Origin of the sequence: Amycolatopsis sp. NPDC051716 (assembly GCF_040681595.1) — a bacterium.
Taxonomy (GTDB): Bacteria; Actinomycetota; Actinomycetes; order Mycobacteriales; family Pseudonocardiaceae; genus Amycolatopsis.
The window spans coordinates 1-15,690 of record NZ_JBFAZA010000054.1; the positions used below are offsets into that span (position 1 = coordinate 1).

17 protein-coding genes are annotated in these 15,690 nt (G+C 71.5%); 14 read left to right on the forward strand and 3 right to left on the reverse strand.

Annotation, left to right across the window (positions count from 1 at the left end):
* The first annotated feature begins 403 nt into the window (after positions 1-403).
* Positions 404-2,377, forward strand: coding sequence for a tetratricopeptide repeat protein (locus AB0M30_RS43680; protein WP_364597372.1), 1,974 nt, complete (start codon positions 404-406; stop codon positions 2,375-2,377).
* A gap of 13 nt (positions 2,378-2,390) precedes the next feature.
* Here the strand turns inward: AB0M30_RS43680 and AB0M30_RS43685 are convergent, their stop codons facing one another.
* A complete protein-coding gene (locus AB0M30_RS43685) occupies positions 2,391-2,930 on the reverse strand; it encodes a hypothetical protein (protein WP_364597375.1) in 540 nt (179 codons plus the stop codon).
* Positions 2,931-3,223: 293 nt separating this feature from the next.
* On the opposite strand from AB0M30_RS43685, the gene AB0M30_RS43690 reads away from it, so the two are divergent.
* Together AB0M30_RS43690 and AB0M30_RS43695 are read left to right on the forward strand one after the other, a co-directional pair.
* Positions 3,224-3,808 (forward strand): TetR/AcrR family transcriptional regulator, encoded by a 585-nt coding sequence (locus AB0M30_RS43690; protein WP_364597378.1) that lies wholly within the window; start codon positions 3,224-3,226, stop codon positions 3,806-3,808.
* Positions 3,809-3,837: 29 nt separating this feature from the next.
* Entirely contained in the window at positions 3,838-4,737 is a 900-nt protein-coding gene (locus AB0M30_RS43695) for an NADP-dependent oxidoreductase (protein ID WP_364597381.1), read from the forward strand.
* A gap of 54 nt (positions 4,738-4,791) precedes the next feature.
* Here AB0M30_RS43695 and AB0M30_RS43700 read toward each other — a convergent pair whose 3' ends face one another.
* The gene (locus AB0M30_RS43700; RefSeq protein WP_364597384.1) at positions 4,792-5,724 is read right to left on the reverse strand and encodes an AraC family transcriptional regulator; all 933 of its coding nucleotides are present in this window, start codon (positions 5,722-5,724) and stop codon (positions 4,792-4,794) included.
* Positions 5,725-5,805: 81 nt separating this feature from the next.
* Between AB0M30_RS43700 and AB0M30_RS43705 the strand changes: the two genes are divergently transcribed.
* The 3 genes from AB0M30_RS43705 to AB0M30_RS43715 all read left to right on the forward strand — a co-directional run bounded on the left by AB0M30_RS43705 (position 5,806) and on the right by AB0M30_RS43715 (position 7,947).
* Positions 5,806-6,612: an NAD(P)H-binding protein gene (locus tag AB0M30_RS43705; RefSeq protein WP_364597386.1), complete on the forward strand. Its 807-nt coding sequence runs from the start codon at positions 5,806-5,808 to the stop codon at positions 6,610-6,612.
* A 123-nt stretch (positions 6,613-6,735) separates the two neighbouring features.
* Positions 6,736-7,242 (forward strand): MarR family winged helix-turn-helix transcriptional regulator, encoded by a 507-nt coding sequence (locus AB0M30_RS43710; RefSeq protein ID WP_364597389.1) that lies wholly within the window; start codon positions 6,736-6,738, stop codon positions 7,240-7,242.
* A gap of 39 nt (positions 7,243-7,281) precedes the next feature.
* Positions 7,282-7,947 carry a nitroreductase gene (locus tag AB0M30_RS43715; RefSeq protein ID WP_364597392.1) on the forward strand — a complete coding sequence of 222 codons (666 nt, stop codon included), beginning with the start codon at positions 7,282-7,284 and terminating at the stop codon, positions 7,945-7,947.
* A gap of 82 nt (positions 7,948-8,029) precedes the next feature.
* Here the strand turns inward: AB0M30_RS43715 and AB0M30_RS43720 are convergent, their stop codons facing one another.
* Entirely contained in the window at positions 8,030-8,458 is a 429-nt protein-coding gene (locus AB0M30_RS43720; protein WP_364597395.1) for a cupin domain-containing protein, read from the reverse strand.
* Positions 8,459-8,661: 203 nt separating this feature from the next.
* On the opposite strand from AB0M30_RS43720, the gene AB0M30_RS43725 reads away from it, so the two are divergent.
* The 8 genes from AB0M30_RS43725 (at position 8,662) to epsC (ending at position 15,689) form a co-directional block, all read left to right on the forward strand.
* Positions 8,662-9,135 (forward strand): hypothetical protein, encoded by a 474-nt coding sequence (locus tag AB0M30_RS43725; protein WP_364597398.1) that lies wholly within the window; start codon positions 8,662-8,664, stop codon positions 9,133-9,135.
* Between the two features lie 223 nt (positions 9,136-9,358).
* Positions 9,359-10,558: an FAD-dependent oxidoreductase gene (locus AB0M30_RS43730; RefSeq protein ID WP_364597401.1), complete on the forward strand. Its 1,200-nt coding sequence runs from the start codon at positions 9,359-9,361 to the stop codon at positions 10,556-10,558.
* Positions 10,559-10,586: 28 nt separating this feature from the next.
* Positions 10,587-11,618 carry a membrane dipeptidase gene (locus AB0M30_RS43735; protein WP_364597404.1) on the forward strand — a complete coding sequence of 344 codons (1,032 nt, stop codon included), beginning with the start codon at positions 10,587-10,589 and terminating at the stop codon, positions 11,616-11,618.
* A gap of 4 nt (positions 11,619-11,622) precedes the next feature.
* Entirely contained in the window at positions 11,623-12,408 is a 786-nt protein-coding gene (locus AB0M30_RS43740; protein ID WP_364597407.1) for a phytanoyl-CoA dioxygenase family protein, read from the forward strand.
* 7 nt (positions 12,409-12,415) lie between these two features.
* Positions 12,416-13,171 carry an SDR family NAD(P)-dependent oxidoreductase gene (locus tag AB0M30_RS43745; RefSeq protein ID WP_364597414.1) on the forward strand — a complete coding sequence of 252 codons (756 nt, stop codon included), beginning with the start codon at positions 12,416-12,418 and terminating at the stop codon, positions 13,169-13,171.
* Positions 13,172-13,192: 21 nt separating this feature from the next.
* Complete coding sequence (locus tag AB0M30_RS43750) at positions 13,193-14,194, forward strand: proline racemase family protein (RefSeq protein ID WP_364597417.1); 1,002 nt, start codon at positions 13,193-13,195, stop codon at positions 14,192-14,194.
* The gene (locus AB0M30_RS43755; RefSeq protein WP_364597420.1) at positions 14,191-15,099 is read left to right on the forward strand and encodes a DMT family transporter; all 909 of its coding nucleotides are present in this window, start codon (positions 14,191-14,193) and stop codon (positions 15,097-15,099) included. Before AB0M30_RS43750 ends, AB0M30_RS43755 begins: the two co-directional genes overlap by 4 nt.
* Entirely contained in the window at positions 15,096-15,689 is a 594-nt protein-coding gene (gene epsC / locus AB0M30_RS43760) for a serine O-acetyltransferase EpsC (RefSeq protein ID WP_364597423.1), read from the forward strand. Before AB0M30_RS43755 ends, epsC begins: the two co-directional genes overlap by 4 nt.
* Position 15,690 lies beyond the last annotated feature (1 nt).

Sequence of the window (15,690 nt, forward strand, 5' to 3'; positions counted from 1 at the left end):
GCAACCTCATCAACCTCTACTCCACCGGACACTGAACCGCACCGACAGATGAACACCAGCGGCAACACCATCTTCATCGCCGGCGCCACCTCCGGTCGCGGTTCGGTTCCCGTGCTGCCGATGACGGGCACCGCCGATCCCCTCAGTTCCCACGACGGCGGCGAAGTCAGTCTGTTCGGCTTCCCGTCACGCCGCCGCGTCCTCTCCGCGCACGAGGCGGCCCGGTTCTTCCTCCATGTCACGGGATCCAGTCCCCTGCGGTCACCCCCGAGCGTTCCGCACCGGGAAGGCTCGGGGGTGAGGCGCTGTCGCCGCGTCCGAACAACTGCTCTGGTGCTCTAACGCACTCCCATGCCGCAGAGCGCCGGGCGGCACCGAGCGAGGGATGCGGGATACTCGGCGGATGGGCCACGGTCCCGACGAACCCGTTCGCGCGACGAACCTGGCTTCCGGTGACGTCGCCGGGCGCCTCACGCAGATCGGCACCGTCTACGGCGGCGTCCACCTGCGCAGCCCTCCCCGACCGGTCGTGACTCTGCCGTACCGGACCGGGGCAATGCCCCAACACGCCACGGCGCTCCAGCCCCGTGGAGCCATCGGCGAATTCGCCCGCATCCTCGAGCACGGCGACACCGCGGTCCTCACCTCGAACAGCGCGGTTCGCACGGGAGTGATCTCCGGGCTCGGCGGGGTCGGCAAAACTCAAATCGCCCTTGCCTACGCGGAGCAGGCCTGGGCAGCAGGCATGCTCGACCTGCTGGTCTGGGTGACGGCCGGGTCACGAGACGCGGTTGTTTCCGCATACGCCGAACTGGCGACCGAGCTGGACGGGCACACCGATCCCGACCCCGACCGCGGTGCGCGCCGCCTGCTCTCCTGGCTGGCCACCACCAAGGCGCGCTGGCTGATCGTGCTCGACGACCTTCGACAACCGCACGACCTCGACGGCTTGTGGCCACCGGCCGGGGAAACCGGGCGGGTCATCGTGACCACGCGCCGCCGCGATGCCGCCTTGCGAGGGCCCGGCCGTCGCCAGATCGACATCGGCGTGTTCACCTGCGAAGAGGCGCACGACTACCTCCGCGACGCGCTCGCCGATCAACCGCTCCTGCGCGACAACATCACCGAGCTTGCGGCCGGCCTGGGGTATTTGCCCCTGGCCCTGGCACAAGCCGTTGCCTACATGATCGACCGCGACCTGTCGTGCACCGCCTACCTCGCACGGTGGAACGACTGTCGCCGTCGGCTGGCCACGCTGTTCCCCGAAACCGGCGGACTCCCCGACCAGCAACGGGCCACCGTCGCCACGACGTGGTCCCTGTCCATCGAGCACGCGAACCAGCTCGAACCCACCGGGCTGGCCCGGCCGATACTCGACGTGGCCAGCATGCTCGACGCCAACGGCATCCCCACCGGCGTTTTCGCCACCAGCGCCGTCACCGGTCTGCTCACGGCGATCACCGCGCGGGAAATCGACGCGGAGGAAGCCTCCGATGCTCTCGGATGCCTGCACCGGCTCACCCTGATCACCCGCAGCCCGGATTCGGCAGCTCGGGCCGTCCGCGTGCACGCACTCGTGCAGCGCGCCACTCGCGAGGCGATGCCAAAGGCCGGCCTCAAGCGTGTCACCAACGCCGCCGCCGACGCGCTCCTGGAGATTTGGCCCGATATCGAGACCGATCCACAGCTCGGGCAGGTGTTGCGCACCAACACCGCCAAACTCGCCGAATACAATGGACCGGACCTGTGGACTCCGGGCGCGCACCCCATCCTGTTCCGCGCCGGCCAGAGCCTCGGCGACGCCGGATTGGTGACCGAGGCCCGCACGTACTTCGCGGAACTGCGCTCAGTCGCCGAACAGCAGCTCGGCCACGGCCACCCCACCACCTTGACCGTCCGCCACAGCCTTGGCCGTTGGCAAGGTGAAGCAGGTGATCCCGCCGGCGCGGCTACGGAGTTTCAGCGGGTCCTCGACGACCGGATCCGGGTACTGGGTCCTGAGCACGCCGACACCCTGCAAACCCGCGACAGCCTGGCCTACTGGCGGGCCCGCACCGGCGACCCCGCCGGTGCGGCCGACGAGTACGAACGCCTCCTTGCCATCCAGCTCCGCGTGCTGGGACGCGACCACCCCGATACCTCGACCACTCGGAACAATCTGGCCTACTGGCGGGGAGAAACCGGCCACCCCGCGGCCGCGGCGGCCGAGTTCGAACGACTCCTCGACGAGAGGCTCCGCTCCTTGGGCCCCGACCACCCCAAAACCCTGCGCACGCTCGACAACCTCGCCTACTGGCTGACCGCATCCGGCGACCCGGCCGGGGCAACCGCCGCCCTCGACCGGCTCGCATACTGGCGAGAACTCGATGACCGCTGAGGCCGGCCGGTTCTCAGATTTCCGACAGGGCGACCTTCATGACTCGGTTCAGCTCCGCAGGCAGGCTGTCCTGTAGTTCATTGACGTCGTCGAGAAGTGTTGCCAATGAGCCGATCGCGCCGGCCCGGTCGTCTCGGAGCCTCACCACGGCCGTCGACACGTGCTTGTCCAACACGAAGAGGCGGTGGACGAGCGGCTGAAGTTCCTCGTACACGGTCAAGCTCAAGCTGGCCACCACCGCCAACGCCCCCTGCAGCTTCGGGATGACCGCGTGATTGTCCTGCTCGTACGAACCGGCCATCTGCGCGTCGACCGAGGCCGGGGCGTGTTTTGCGTACCATGTTATCCAGCTGATGGCGTGGGAGAAGTTGTAGAACTCCGTGAAAGCGGCTGCCGCAGCCGTGCGCAGGGATCGCACCGCAGACGCCCGCGCGGCCTCCTCACGACGCTTGCGCTCGTTGTGCAAGGCCACAAAGGACGCCAGGGACGCACTGACGAGCGCCGCGGCGGAGCCGATGGCGGCCCCCAGCAATGCGGACGTCGTGGAATCCATCGCGGCGGCTCCCTGGTCCTCCGTGCCGGTTCACGCGGCGACCTACCGGATCCACCAGGTGGCGAGCTCGGGCTTCTTCCGACGTGTCACGGACGAAGCTTCCCACAGCAAACCGGGCGGTGGCACGATCTCGCGGTCAGGACTCATGAGCCGCCGCTTCCCGCTGACGAACTGTGCCCATTCCCGAGATCGTGAATTGCCGCAGAACGGTGCGGGAAGCGACAGGTTGCGGGACCCGGCCGAACTGAGGTACTTTCGATACGCGACGGTAGCGTATCGAAAGCGGGAACACCTTGGCCTCCAGCGACACGACTCGGCCCTCGGCGACGGGACGGCCGCGGGATCACACCCGCGATCTGGCCATTCTCGACGCGACACTGGCACTGCTGACCGAGGTGGGGTACGAGCAGCTCTCGATCGAGGCGGTGGCCGGCCGCTCCGGGGCCGCGAAGACGACGATCTACCGCCGGTACCGCGACAAGGCGGCGCTGGTCACCGCGGCGGTCGAGCGCCGTGGACCCGCGGAACCTCCGCCGCCGCGAGGAGAGAACCTTCGGGAAAACGTGCATTCCCTGGCGACCTGGCTCGCGCGGAGCATTTCCGAACAGGACGTGGGTCTGCTCGGAGCTCTGTTCACCGGCATGCGCAACGATGCGCGGCTCGCCCAGGAGATGCGGCGAATCCTGCTGCGGGACCAGACCGCGATGACCGACGGACTGGCGGCCGAGCGGCTGGCGCCCGGGGCGGGAGCGTTGTTTGCCGAGGTCGCTCCCGCGGTGATCGTGCATCGCCTCGTGGTCGTGGGCGAGCCGTGTGACGCCGCCTTCGTCGCGCATCTCGTCGACGACATCCTCTTGCCACTCCTGCGCCACACCTGAGCGACTCACGCGCGAACCCGGGAGACACGATGAAAGCAGTACGGTACGACCGTTTTTCGGGCATCGACGGGATCTACCTCGCGGACGTCCCCGAGCCCGTCGCCGGCCCGGGCGAAGTCGTCGTGCGGGTCGAAGCCGGTGCGCTCAACCCCGGCGCGCTCCCGGCGCTGCACGGCAGTTCGTACACGCCGGGCCGCGATCTCGCCGGTGAGATCGTGGCTGTCGGTGCCGACGTTCCCGGCTTCGCCGTCGGTGACCCGGTGCTGGGCCGGCTCCAGAGCTGGGACGCCCACGCCCCGTTCGTCGCCATCCCCGCAGACCAGCTGGTGCGCAAGCCCGACGCCCTCCCCTGGGACGTGGCGGGCTCGCTCTACACCACCCCGATGGCGGCCCTCGGTGCCATCCGGGCGGTGGAACCCCGGCCCGGCGAGACCGTCGTGATCTCGGGCGCCTCGGGCGGCGTCGGGTTCACCGCCGCCCAGCTCGCACGCCGGGCCGGCGCGAGGGTGATCGGCCTGACCAGTGACGCGCGTTTCGGCCTGCTCCGCCGCCACGGCATCGAGCCCGTGCGGTACGGCGACAGCGAACAGGACCGGATCTTCGCCGCGACCGGCCGGGCCGACGCCTTCATCGACACCGTCGGTGGCGGCTACCTCGACCTCGCCCTCGCCCTCGGCGTTCCGAAAGACCGCATCGACACCGTCGTCGACTACCGCGGAGCGAAGGAGAAGGGCGTCAAATCCCTCGGGACGACCGATGCCGGCGGACTCCCGGCCCTGGCCGAACTGGCCGCCCTCGCCGCCGCCGGCGAGCTGCACATCCCCATCGCCGCGACGTACCCGCTCACCGCCGTGCGCGACGCCTACCGGGCCCTGGCCGACCGCAAGACCCACGGGCGCATCGTGCTGCACCCCCAGGAGCTCGCCTGAAGTACACCCGGCCCGCAGCCGATCATGCCGCTGAGCGTGACCCGGTAGGAGCGATCACGAACCGGGAGTCACCCGTCCGTGGCGCCAGTCCGAGGGGCTGGCGCCCCGGACGCGTTTGAAGGCGACGCTGAAGGCGAACGGGTCGTCGTACCCGACCGCCCGGGCCACGGCGGCGACGGTGTCTTCGGTGTCGCGCAACAGGTCCGCGGCCAGCGTCATCCGCCAGCCGGTCAGGTAGGTCAGCGGCGGCTCGCCGACCAGACGCGCGAAGCGTGCGGCGAACGCGGCGCGGGACAGGCCGGCCCGGGCAGCCAGCTCGGCGACCGTCCACCGGTGCGCCGGCTCGGTGTGCAGCGAGCGCAGGGCTTCGCCGACGCCGGGGTCGCTCAGCCCCCGGTACCAGGCGGGCGGCGGCGCCATCCGGGCGCACCAGCCGCGCAGCGCCAGCACGAGTACCAGGTCCAGCAGCCGGCGGAGCACGGCGTCCTGGCCGGGCTCGTCGCAGGCGACCTCGGCGGCGAGCAGGTCCAGGGCGCCGCGGGTCCGCGGCCCGGCGGGCACCACCGCCAGCGACGGGAGCAGGGCGAGCAGCCGTTCCGCGGCGGCGCCGCGGAGCTCGTAGGCGCCGCGGAGCATGGTCGTGGCCCCGGGCGTGCCGTCGCCGTAGGTGCGCGGCGCCGGGTTCCCCACCGGCTCCGCGCCGGCGACCGGATACTTCTTCGTCCCGCGGATCACCAGCTGCGGCGGGGTGCCCGGGTCGTCGGCGATCGTGTACGCGGGGGCGCTGATCAGCGCCAGGTCTCCGGCGGTGAGGCGCACCGGCACGGTGTCGCCGACGCGCAGCGACGCATGGCCGCCGAGCGTGGCCACCAGCGTGAGCGGCGGGGCTTCGGCGAAGGCCAGCGACCACGGCGGGCGCTGGACCAGCTGCCGGACGAGCGCGTGGCCGGCGTGGGCCCGGTGCAGCAGGTCGCTGAGGACGTCCATTCCGGCACTGTAGACGCTGACAAAGGTATCCCGGGTTTTCACCCATGGATCGTCTCGGAGTCCGCGGGTTGGCTTACGGACATGACCACCTTGATTCTCGGCGGCACCGGCAAGACCGGCCGCCGCGTCGCCCGGCAGCTCGGCCCCGCCGCCCGGGTCGCCTCCCGTACCCGCGGCTTCGACCTCGCCGACTCCGCGACCTGGCCGGCCGCGTTGGCCGGTGTCACGGCCGTCTACCTCGTGGAACCGAACCTGGGCGCCGGGGACCGGCTCCCGCGGTTCGTGGCCGACGCGGTGTCGGCGGGCGCCCGCCGGCTCGTGCTGCTGTCGGCCCCGCGCGCCGGCGAAGCCGGCCATCCCCTGCACGCTGCCGAGGAAGCCGTCCGCGGGTGCGGCGCGAGCTGGACCATCCTGCGCCCGAACTGGTTCGCGCAGAACTTCAGCGAGGGCCCGTGGGCCACCGGTATCCGCGACGGCGCGTTGACCCTCCCGGCCGGCGAGGGACGAGCCCCGTTCGTCGACGCCGAGGACATCGCCGAGGTCGCCGCGGCAGCGCTGACCGGCGACCGGCACCACGGCCGGGTCTACGAGCTGACCGGTCCGCGAGCGGTCGGCTTCGCGGAAGCGACCGCCCTCATCGCGCGGGCCACCGGCCGGAAGATCGACTACGTCGACGTCGCTCCGGAGGCCTTCGTCGAGCGGCAAGTCCGGTACGGCGTCCCGGAACCCGTGGCGAACCTGCTCACCGGGCTCCTGGTCGAGCTCCGCGACGGCCGCGGTGCCGAGCCGGCCGACGGTGTCCAGCGCGCCCTGGGCCGCCCGCCGCGGTCGTTCGAGGACTTCGTCGCGACCACCTCCTGGCCGCGCCAGGACGAGACGGTCGCATGACCCGAGCCGAACCCGGGTAGCCGCCGTGGTCCCGCTGTCAGGAGCTGCGCGGCGGGGTTCAGCCGCGGTTCATCGTATCGATCGATACCGTATCGAGTGATTCGTTGCTGCTAGCGTGCCCTCATGACCGCTGATGCTCCCCGTCGGGCGACCGACCGCCCTGGGGATGGTTCGCCCTTCGCGCTCGGGCTGTTGCTGCGGCGGGCTCACTGGCGCGCCGCCGCGGTGATGACGGAGGCGCTGCGGCCGCTCGGCATCGAACTGCGGCACTTCGCCGTGCTGATCGTGCTCGCCGATCGCGGGCCCACCCTGCAGCGGGACCTCGGTGCGGAGACCGGGTCCGACAAGGCGGGGATCATGCGCGTCGTCGACGACCTGGAGCGCAAGGGCCTGGCCGTGCGCAAGGCCGTGCCCGGGGACCGGCGGGCGCGGGCCGTGGAGATCACGTCCGCGGGATTGGAGCTGTTCGACGCTGCCCACCTCGCCGCGGAACCACTGGCCGAACGCCTGGTCGGCGAACTCGAGCCCGGCGAGCCCGAGCGGCTGGCGGAGCTGCTGACCCGGTTCGCCCATCCCGGCAGCGGCCATCACCGCGAGGACGTTAATCTCGCCCAAGAACGTATCGAATGATACCATCTCACTTGTAACTAACCGGGTGGGAGGCGAACGATGGACGTCTACGCGGCGGTCGAGAGCCGGCGGGCGGTGCGCGGGTTCACCGACCGGCCCGTGCCGGAGCAAACGCTGAGACGCGTCCTCTCAGCCGCCACGCACGCTCCTTCCGGCTCGAACCTGCAGCCTTGGCACAGCTACGTGCTGACCGGCGCGCCGCTGGCCGAGCTCAAGAAACGGGCCGGCGAGCGCCTGGCCGCCGGCGACCCCTGGGACGAGCCGGAGTACGAGCAGTACCCGGCCGCGCTGAAATCTCCGTACCGCGAGCGCCGGGCCGCCTTCGGCGAGCAGCGCTACGGCTCGCTCGGCATCCCCCGGGAGGACGTGGAAGCACGCCAGCGTGCCGCTTCCGCGAACTGGGACTGTTTCGGCGCCCCGGCGGCCTTGTTCTGCTACCTCGACCGCGACCTGTGCCGGCCCCAGTGGTCCGACGCCGGGATGTACCTGCAGACCGTCATGCTGCTGCTGCGCGCCGAAGGGCTGCACAGCTGCCCGCAGATGGCGTGGGCGAAGTTCCACGAGACCGTCGCGGAGATCTTGTCACCACCCAGGGAACTCCTCCTCTTCTGCGGCCTGTCGATCGGGTTCGAAGACACCGCGGCCGACACCGGCCGCACGCCCCGGGCCCCGCTCGACGACACCGTCACCTTCGTCGGCGGCTGACCACCCTTTCCGTTCCACGCAACGGATACCGCACCCGACGGCACCGCCCGGCGCCTTCTCGCGGTCCTTCAGCCGGGGTGGCTCAGTCCGCGGGCTTGTCCACCGGTGCCCAGAAACTCGGCAGGTTCACCACGATGCCCTCCTGGCTGCTGCGCGCGATGATGACGACCGCGTCCTCGCCGCCCGGGTTCTCCTCCCGGTGGGGGACGTACGGTGGCACGAAGATGTAGTCGCCCGGACCCGCTTCCAGCCGGATCTCCTCGTCACCTTCGGCGAAGACGAACACCGGATGGCCCGACTTGACGTAGATCGCGGTCTCCGCCTCGCCGTGGTGGTGGTCGCCGGAGTTGGCGGCGGGGCCGATGTGGGTCTCCCCCATCCACACCTTCTCCGAGCCCACCGTCCGGCCCGAGACGGCTTCCAGCCGGCGCATCCCGCTGGTCTGTGCCGTGTTACCGGAGAGTTCGCCGCCTTTGACGTGCCGGAGCGGGCGGTGCCAGTGGTCGGTCATGGCAGGATCCCTTCTGGTTCCGCGGCTCGCGTCGTGCCGAGAGTCCACTGTAGGCCGGGCCGGGGCGCGGAGACAGCGGATCGTCACGCGGGACCAGCTCGCTCCCCCTAAACCCATCGCACCGGTCGCGCGTGTCGGCGATGTGGGTCGCGTCGGCAGCACCGCTGCCGGATCGCCGGCCACACCGGAACGGGGAGGAACACATGCTCAAGAAGACCGTGGCGGCGTTCGCGATCGCGGGCGCGGCCGTAGTGGGGCTCACGCCGCCGGCTTCGGCGGAGGTCCGCTCGAGCCCGGACTGCCAGAACAGCGCCGGCTACCAGACGGTCGTGGCGCGGGCCGCGGTGATCGCCACCAACGACGTCATCGTCGGCGAGGTCGACCTGTGCCGTCAGGGCAGCCTGTATTTCGCGTTCGTGCTCTTCAACCAGGCGATGACGACGAGCCAGTACGCGCAGGCCTACCTCACCCGCTACGACCGGGGTGTGCGGGTCGGCACCGTGACCTGCGACAGCACCGGCGGCAACGGGAAGGTGCTGCCGGGGCAGCGGCGGTGCTGGACGCCGAACCTCAACGGGGACGCGGCCAGGTACACCTTCGTCGCGGCGGCCGACCAGCACAGCAGCCACACCGGTGCCCTGCTCGCCTCGGGCAACACCGGAATTCCCACCCGCTGATCCCACCGCCGTCCGCGCCGGTCGCGTACGACCGGCGCGGACATTCTGCGCCGACTCCGCCCTTGTGTCCGCTGGGACAGCAGGGGATCTTGCCGGTAACCACCCTTCGGCTCCTACAGTCGGGCCATCAGCGAGTCCGCACGAATTTCCTTCGGCCGTCACCGTTTTCCGGCCGGGCACCGTGCGGAATGGCGCTCTGGCTCGACGGGGGAGGCGAAGGTTCGTGGATTCGACGCACGCAGATGTCGCCGTCGTGGGCGGCGGGATCATCGGGAGCTGCACCGCTTTCTACCTCGCCAGAAGCGGGGCGGACGTGCTCGTGCTCGACCCGGCTCCGGGAACGGGCGCATCGGCGGGCAACGCGGGAATGCTGGTGCCCAGCCAATCCGTGCCGTTCGCCAACCCGGCCACCGTGGGCGCGTGGCTCGGCGCGCTGGCCCGGCGGGACAGCTTCGTCACCCTGCGCCGGCCACTGTCGCCGGGCCTGGTGCCCTGGATCGCGGGCTCGCTGTTCGAGGCGCGTCCCTGGCGGACCTCGCGCACCACTCGGCTGCTGTACCACCTCGCCCGGAAAAGCCTGCGGCTCTACGAAGAACTGACCGAAGCCGAGGGAATCGACCTGCGGCTGCGCTCCACCGGCTCCCTCCGGGTCTTCCGCAGCACGGCCGCGTTCCGCCGGCAGCACCGGATGGTGCGCACGCTGGCCAAGCTCGGCGCCGAGTGCGAACTGCTGGGCCCGCGGGCTCTGCGAGAAGCCGAACCGGAGCTGCACCCGGACCTCGCGGGCGCGATCGCCTTTCCCCACGACCGCAGTCTCGATCCCGCGCGGGCGACGCTGGCCATCGCCGACGCCGCCCGCGCGTACGGCGCGAGGTTCCGGGCCGAGACCGTCGTCGGTGCCCGGCGGGCGAACGGGCGGGTCCACTCGGTGCGCACCGACCGCGGCACCGTCACCGCGGACTGGTTCGTCATCGCCGCCGGCGCGGCCAGCTCGCGGGTCGGGCGGTTCTTCGGCGCCCGGCTCCCGGTGCGGCCCGGTTACGGGGTGAGCGTGACCTACCCCGCCGACCGTCCCCTGCTGCGGCATTCGGTGATGCTGGAGGAAGCCCACATCGTGATCAACTCCGGGCCGCGATCCGTCCGGCTGACCACCGGCATGGAGTTCGGCGGCACCGCGGGCGGCGAACCGCCGGCCGACGCCGGGCAGCGGCTCGATGCCGCCGCCCGGTCCTTCGTCCCCACGCTGCCTTCCCGCGACACCGCCGGTGCGCCGTGGCGGGGTGGGCGCCCCATGACGCCGTCCGGCATCCCCCGCGTCGGCCGGATCGGCGAGAACGTCATCGCCGCCACCGGACACGGCACCTTGGGCATGACGCTGGGCCCGGTGACCGGAACCCTCGTCAGCTCCCTCGTCACGCGCTGAGGCGCCCCGCACCGTTTGGAGAAGATCCGTGGACAACCTGCACGAGCAGATCGTGGTGGGCGACGCGCACAACGATCTGCTGGCCCTGGTCGCGCTGCGCGGCCCGGACCACTGGGGTGCGTACTTCCGCGAGCACTGGTACCCGCAGCTGCTCGCGGGCGGGGTGAACGTCCAGGTCCTGCCGGTCATGGTCGACCACGAGTTCCGGCCCGAAGGCGCGCTGCGGCGCACCCTCCGGATGCTCGAGGCCGCGCACCGGATCGCCGAAACCAACACCGACGTCGTCGCCCTGTGCCGTTCGAAATCCGAAATCGACGAGGCGCTCGACGCCGGCCGCATCGCGCTCGTCCTCGCGCTGGAAGGCTGCGCGCAGATCGACGAGGACGTCGAACTCCTCCGGACCGTGAGCAGGCTCGGCGTGCGCATGGTGTCCTTGACCCACTTCGGCCGCACTGCCTTGGCGGACGGGTCGTCGGAGCAGGGCACCGGCAGCAGGCTGAGCCGCGCCGGCGTCGCCGCGATCAAGCTGCTCGACGAGCTCGGCGTGCTCGTCGACGTGTCCCACCTCAACCCGGCCGGGGTCGCGCACGTCCTGGAAGTCACCGGGCGGCCGGTCATCGCGAGCCATTCCGCGGCGTTCGCGTTGCGCGGGCACCACCGGAACCTGACCGACGATCAGCTCGGGGCGATCGCCGCCACGGGCGGCCTGATCTGCCTCAACCTCTACGCCGGCTATCTGTCCGAAGAGGACGCGACGATCGACCGGGTCGTCGACCACCTAGTGCACATCGCCGGCATCGCGGGCGAAGACCACGTCGGCATCGGCTCGGACTTCGTCGCGGAGCTGTTCGCGGAGACGATCCCCGGCTGGCAACGTCCGCTGGTGATCGAGGGAACCGACGGCGAACGACTCGTTCCCGGGCTGGCCGGCCCCGCGGGACTCCCCCTGATCACCGAAGCGATGCTCCGCCGGGGTCTCTCCCGCTCCCTGATCGAAAAAGCCATGGGCGGCAACCTGCTCCGCCTGCTCACCGACACCGCACTCGCCGGAAAGGACTGAACCGATGCTTTCTCCGAACCAGATCGACGAATACCGACGGAAGGGCTTTCTCGTCCAGGAACGGGTTTTCGACGAAGAAGAGATCCGGCTGATCAAGGCCGGCGCGGAACAGGAGTTCGCCGAAGGCGGCGAACGCGTCACGGTCGAGGCGGACACCGACGTGCCGCGCGGCGTGCACGGGTGTCACCTGCACGCCGAGGCGTTCGGCCGGCTCGTCCGGTCACGCCGCCTGCTGCCGATCGCCGAACAACTGCTGCGGGACCAGGTGTACGTCCACCAGTTCAAGATCAACGCCAAGCGCGCCTTCAAGGGCGAGGTCTGGGAGTGGCACCAGGACTACACGTTCTGGCACCACGAGGACGGGATGCCCGAGCCGCGCGCGCTGACCGCCGCGATCTTCCTCGACGACGTGACCGAGTTCAACGGGCCGCTGACCTTCGTCCCCGGTGGGCACGGCGGTGGCGAGATCGACGCCGAGGTCGAAGGGGACGGCTGGGCGAACACCCTGACCGCGAGCCTGAAGTACTCGATCGACATCGACACGATGCGGCAGCTGATCGCGCGCAACGGCATGGCCGCCCCGAAGGGGCCGCGCGGATCCGTGCTCTGGTTCGACGCCAACATCCCGCACGCGTCGGTGCCGAACATCTCCCCCGTCGACCGCGGGCTGGTGCTGATCACCTACAACAGCGTCGAGAACCGGATCGACCTCAGCCGCGGCACCCGGCCCGAATGGCTGGCCGCCCGGGACTTCACGCCGCTGACGGCCATGCACGCCGCGTCCTTCTGAGGGCGTGATGGCGAATCCGCTCACGAACCGCGTGGCCGTGGTGACGGGTGCGTCCTCCGGCATCGGCGCGGCCACCGCCCGGGCCCTGTCGGCCGCCGGTGCCCGGGTCGCGTTGCTGGCCCGCACCCCGGCGGCCCTGGCCGAGACCGCGGCGACCTTGCCCGGCCCATCGCTGCAGCTGCCGGCCGATGTCTCCGACGACGCCCAGGTGGCGGCCGCCATCGACCGGGTGGAGGCGAGCTGGGGCGTGCCGGACCTGGTCGTCACGTCGGCGGGGGTGTCCTGGCCGGCGACCTTGGCCGAGCTCACGCCCGAACAGTGGCGGCGCACCCTCGACGTCAACCTGTCCGGCACGTTCTACGTCGCCCGCGAGGCCGGGCTGCGCATGCGGCGGGCGGGGGTCACCGGGGACATCGTCACGATCGGCTCCGAGCTCTCGGTGATCGGGATGGCCGCCTACACCGCCTACTGCGCCTCGAAAGCCGGGGTGCTGGGCCTCACCCGGGCCCTCGCGGCCGAGCTCGCCCCCGGCGTGCGGGTGAACGCGGTCTGCCCCGGACCGGTCGACACCCCGATGCTCGCCGCGGAGTTCGAGGCCGGTGGCGACGCCGGCGCCGCGCACGACGAGACGCTCGCCCGGGTGCCGCTGGGCCGCCTGGCGACCGCCGGCGAGGTCGCGGCGGCGGTGCTGTACCTCGTCGCCCCGACCACCTACGCCACCGGCACGGCGCTCCACCTCGACGGCGGCACCACCTGCGTATGAACCGACACCGGGAGGACGGCCATGCGGTCGGACCAGATCGTGCACACCGTCGAGTCGCACACCGAGGGCATGCCCACGCGCGTGGTGGTCGGCGGCGTCGGACCGCTCCCCGGGGCGACCATGGCCGAGCGCCGCCGGTACGCCGGCGAACACCTCGACGGCCTGCGGAACTTCCTGGTGCGCGAACCTCGGGGGCACGCCGCGATGGTCGCGGCGCTCCTCCAGCCGCCGACGGTGGCGGAGGCCGACGTCGGCGTGCTCTACCTCGAACGGGCCGGCTGCGTGCCGCTGTGCGGCCACGGCTCGATCGGGGTCGCCACCGTGCTCGTCGAAACGGGCATGGTCGAGGTGACCGAGCCCACGACGACGGTGCGGCTCGACACCCCGGCCGGCCTCGTGGTGGCCGAAGTCGCCGTCACCGGCGGTGCCGCGCGGTCGGTGACGATCGACAGCGTGCCGTCGTTCGTGCTGGAACCGGACCGGCAGGTCAAGGTCGCCGGGGTCGGCGCGGTGCGCTGCGACATCGTCTACGGCGGCAACATCTTCGCCATCGCCGAGCTCGCCGACCTCGGTATCCCCTTCGAACGCGCCGCGAGCCAGCGGATCATCGAAGCCGGGCTGGCGATCATGGCCGAGGTCAACGCCTCGGGCCGCCCGGTGCACCCCGGAGATCCGGCCATCACCGGGTGCGACCACGTCTACCTCGCCGCCCCCGGCGGGACGTCGCACCGCTCCCGGCACGCCATGGTCATCAGCCCCGGCGTGCTCGACCGGTCCCCGTGCGGCACCGGCACCGGAGCTCGGATGGCTCAGCTGCACGCCCGCGGCGAGCTCGAGATCGGCGCGGAGTTCCACAACGAATCGATCATCGGCACCGGCTTCCGCGGGAGCGTGGTCGCCGAGTGCCGGATCGGCGGCCACGTCGCGGTCCTCCCCCGGATCACCGGCCGGGCCTGGCTGACCGGGACGGCGCAGTACTTCCGCGACCCGGCGGACCCGTTCCCGGCGGGCTTCGAGCTGTGAAGGCGCCACCGGTCGGCATGAACCACCTGTCGGCGCTGCGGTTCCTGCTGGTGGCCGCGTTGGGTGGCCTAAGCTTCCCGATGGTCAAGATGTCCTTGGAGGGCCTGACTCCCGCTCAGCTCGTGTTCGGCCGGCTGCTGCTCGGCGCGGTGGTCCTGCTGGTGATCGCCGGGCTGCGCGGAACCGGCCTGCCGCGCTTCGGCCGCGTCTGGGGTCACCTGGTCGTGGCCGCGGCGCTGGGCAACGTGCTGCCGTTCACGCTGCTGTCCTACGGCGAGCGCACCACCGGCGCCGGGGTCGCGGGCGTCCTGGTGGGCAGCACCCCGTTGCTCACCCTCGTCCTCACCGCGGTCGTGGTGCGGACCGAGCCGGCCACCCGGCGCAAGGCGATCGGTCTCGTGGTCGGCTTCCTCGGGCTCGTGGTCGTGATCAACCCCTGGGACAAGGCTTTCGGGTCCCTCAGCGGTCAGCTCGCCTGCCTCGGCGCGGCCTTGTGCTACGCGGCGTACTTCGCCTACATCCGCAAGTACCTGTGGCCCCTCGGGCTCGCTCCGGTGGCCCTGATCGCCGGGCAGTTGTGCGTGGCCACGCTGCTCCAGGCGCCGGCGGCGCTGTTCCTCGGCGGAGCGCCGCCGGATGTCACCGGGAGGGTCGCGATCAGCGTGGTGCTCCTCGGCCTGCTCTGCACGGGGCTGGGTTACGTGCAGCTGTTCCGGCTCATCGGCGAGGTCGGGGCCACCACGGCGTCGGCCGTCAACTACCTCGAACCGGTCTTCGCCGCCGTGATCAGCACAGCCCTGTTCGGCGAACCGATCACCGCGACGATGCTCGTCGGTGGTCTCGTGCTGCTGGCCGGGGTGGCGTACGCGGAAAACCGGATCCGCTTCCCCGGGGAGGTGCGATGAGCGCCGCCGGCTGGTGGCGGACGGCCGCCGACGACCTGCGCGTGGTCCGCGAGCGGGATCCGTCGATCGGCTCGCGCACCGAGGCACTGCTCCACCCCGCGTTGCCCGCGATCTGGACCCACCGGGTGGCCCACCGGCTGTACCGGCGCGGGCTGCGTCGCACGGCCCGGCTGCTGGCCAACCTCGCCCGGGCGTGGTGCGGCGGCGTCGAGATCCACCCCGGTGCGCGGATCGGCCGCGGGTTCTTCATCGACCACGGCGCCGGCGTGGTCATCGGGGAGACCGCGGTGATCGGCGCCGACGTCACGATCTTCCAGCAGGTCACGCTCGGCTCGACCGGCTGGTGGCACGACCGGCGACGACCCGCGGAAGCCCGCCGGCACCCGGAGATCGGCGACCGCGTCGTGATCGGCGCGAACGCGACCGTGCTGGGGCCGATCACCGTCGGCCACGACAGCGTGATCGGCGCGCAAGCCCTGGTCATCCGCGACGTGCCGGCCGGCTCCCGGGTGCTGGGGCCCGTCGCGGCCCTCGCGCACCGTGAGGCCCGGCGCCCCGAAGCGATCGTCCACAGTTTCCCGACCTGGTGAT

Excerpts from the sequence above, each read along its gene's own strand:
- AB0M30_RS43680 (WP_364597372.1), top strand. The coding sequence starts at position 404 with ATGGGCCACGGTCCCGACGAACCCGTTCGCGCGACGAACCTGGCTTCC.
- AB0M30_RS43685 (WP_364597375.1), bottom strand. The coding sequence starts at position 2,930 with ATGGATTCCACGACGTCCGCATTGCTGGGGGCCGCCATCGGCTCCGCC.
- AB0M30_RS43695 (WP_364597381.1), top strand. The coding sequence starts at position 3,838 with ATGAAAGCAGTACGGTACGACCGTTTTTCGGGCATCGACGGGATCTAC.
- AB0M30_RS43700 (WP_364597384.1), bottom strand. The coding sequence starts at position 5,724 with ATGGACGTCCTCAGCGACCTGCTGCACCGGGCCCACGCCGGCCACGCG.
- AB0M30_RS43705 (WP_364597386.1), top strand. The coding sequence starts at position 5,806 with ATGACCACCTTGATTCTCGGCGGCACCGGCAAGACCGGCCGCCGCGTC.
- AB0M30_RS43710 (WP_364597389.1), top strand. The coding sequence starts at position 6,736 with ATGACCGCTGATGCTCCCCGTCGGGCGACCGACCGCCCTGGGGATGGT.
- AB0M30_RS43715 (WP_364597392.1), top strand. The coding sequence starts at position 7,282 with ATGGACGTCTACGCGGCGGTCGAGAGCCGGCGGGCGGTGCGCGGGTTC.
- AB0M30_RS43720 (WP_364597395.1), bottom strand. The coding sequence starts at position 8,458 with ATGACCGACCACTGGCACCGCCCGCTCCGGCACGTCAAAGGCGGCGAA.
- AB0M30_RS43725 (WP_364597398.1), top strand. The coding sequence starts at position 8,662 with ATGCTCAAGAAGACCGTGGCGGCGTTCGCGATCGCGGGCGCGGCCGTA.
- AB0M30_RS43740 (WP_364597407.1), top strand. The coding sequence starts at position 11,623 with ATGCTTTCTCCGAACCAGATCGACGAATACCGACGGAAGGGCTTTCTC.
- AB0M30_RS43745 (WP_364597414.1), top strand. The coding sequence starts at position 12,416 with ATGGCGAATCCGCTCACGAACCGCGTGGCCGTGGTGACGGGTGCGTCC.
- AB0M30_RS43750 (WP_364597417.1), top strand. The coding sequence starts at position 13,193 with ATGCGGTCGGACCAGATCGTGCACACCGTCGAGTCGCACACCGAGGGC.
- epsC (WP_364597423.1), top strand. The coding sequence starts at position 15,096 with ATGAGCGCCGCCGGCTGGTGGCGGACGGCCGCCGACGACCTGCGCGTG.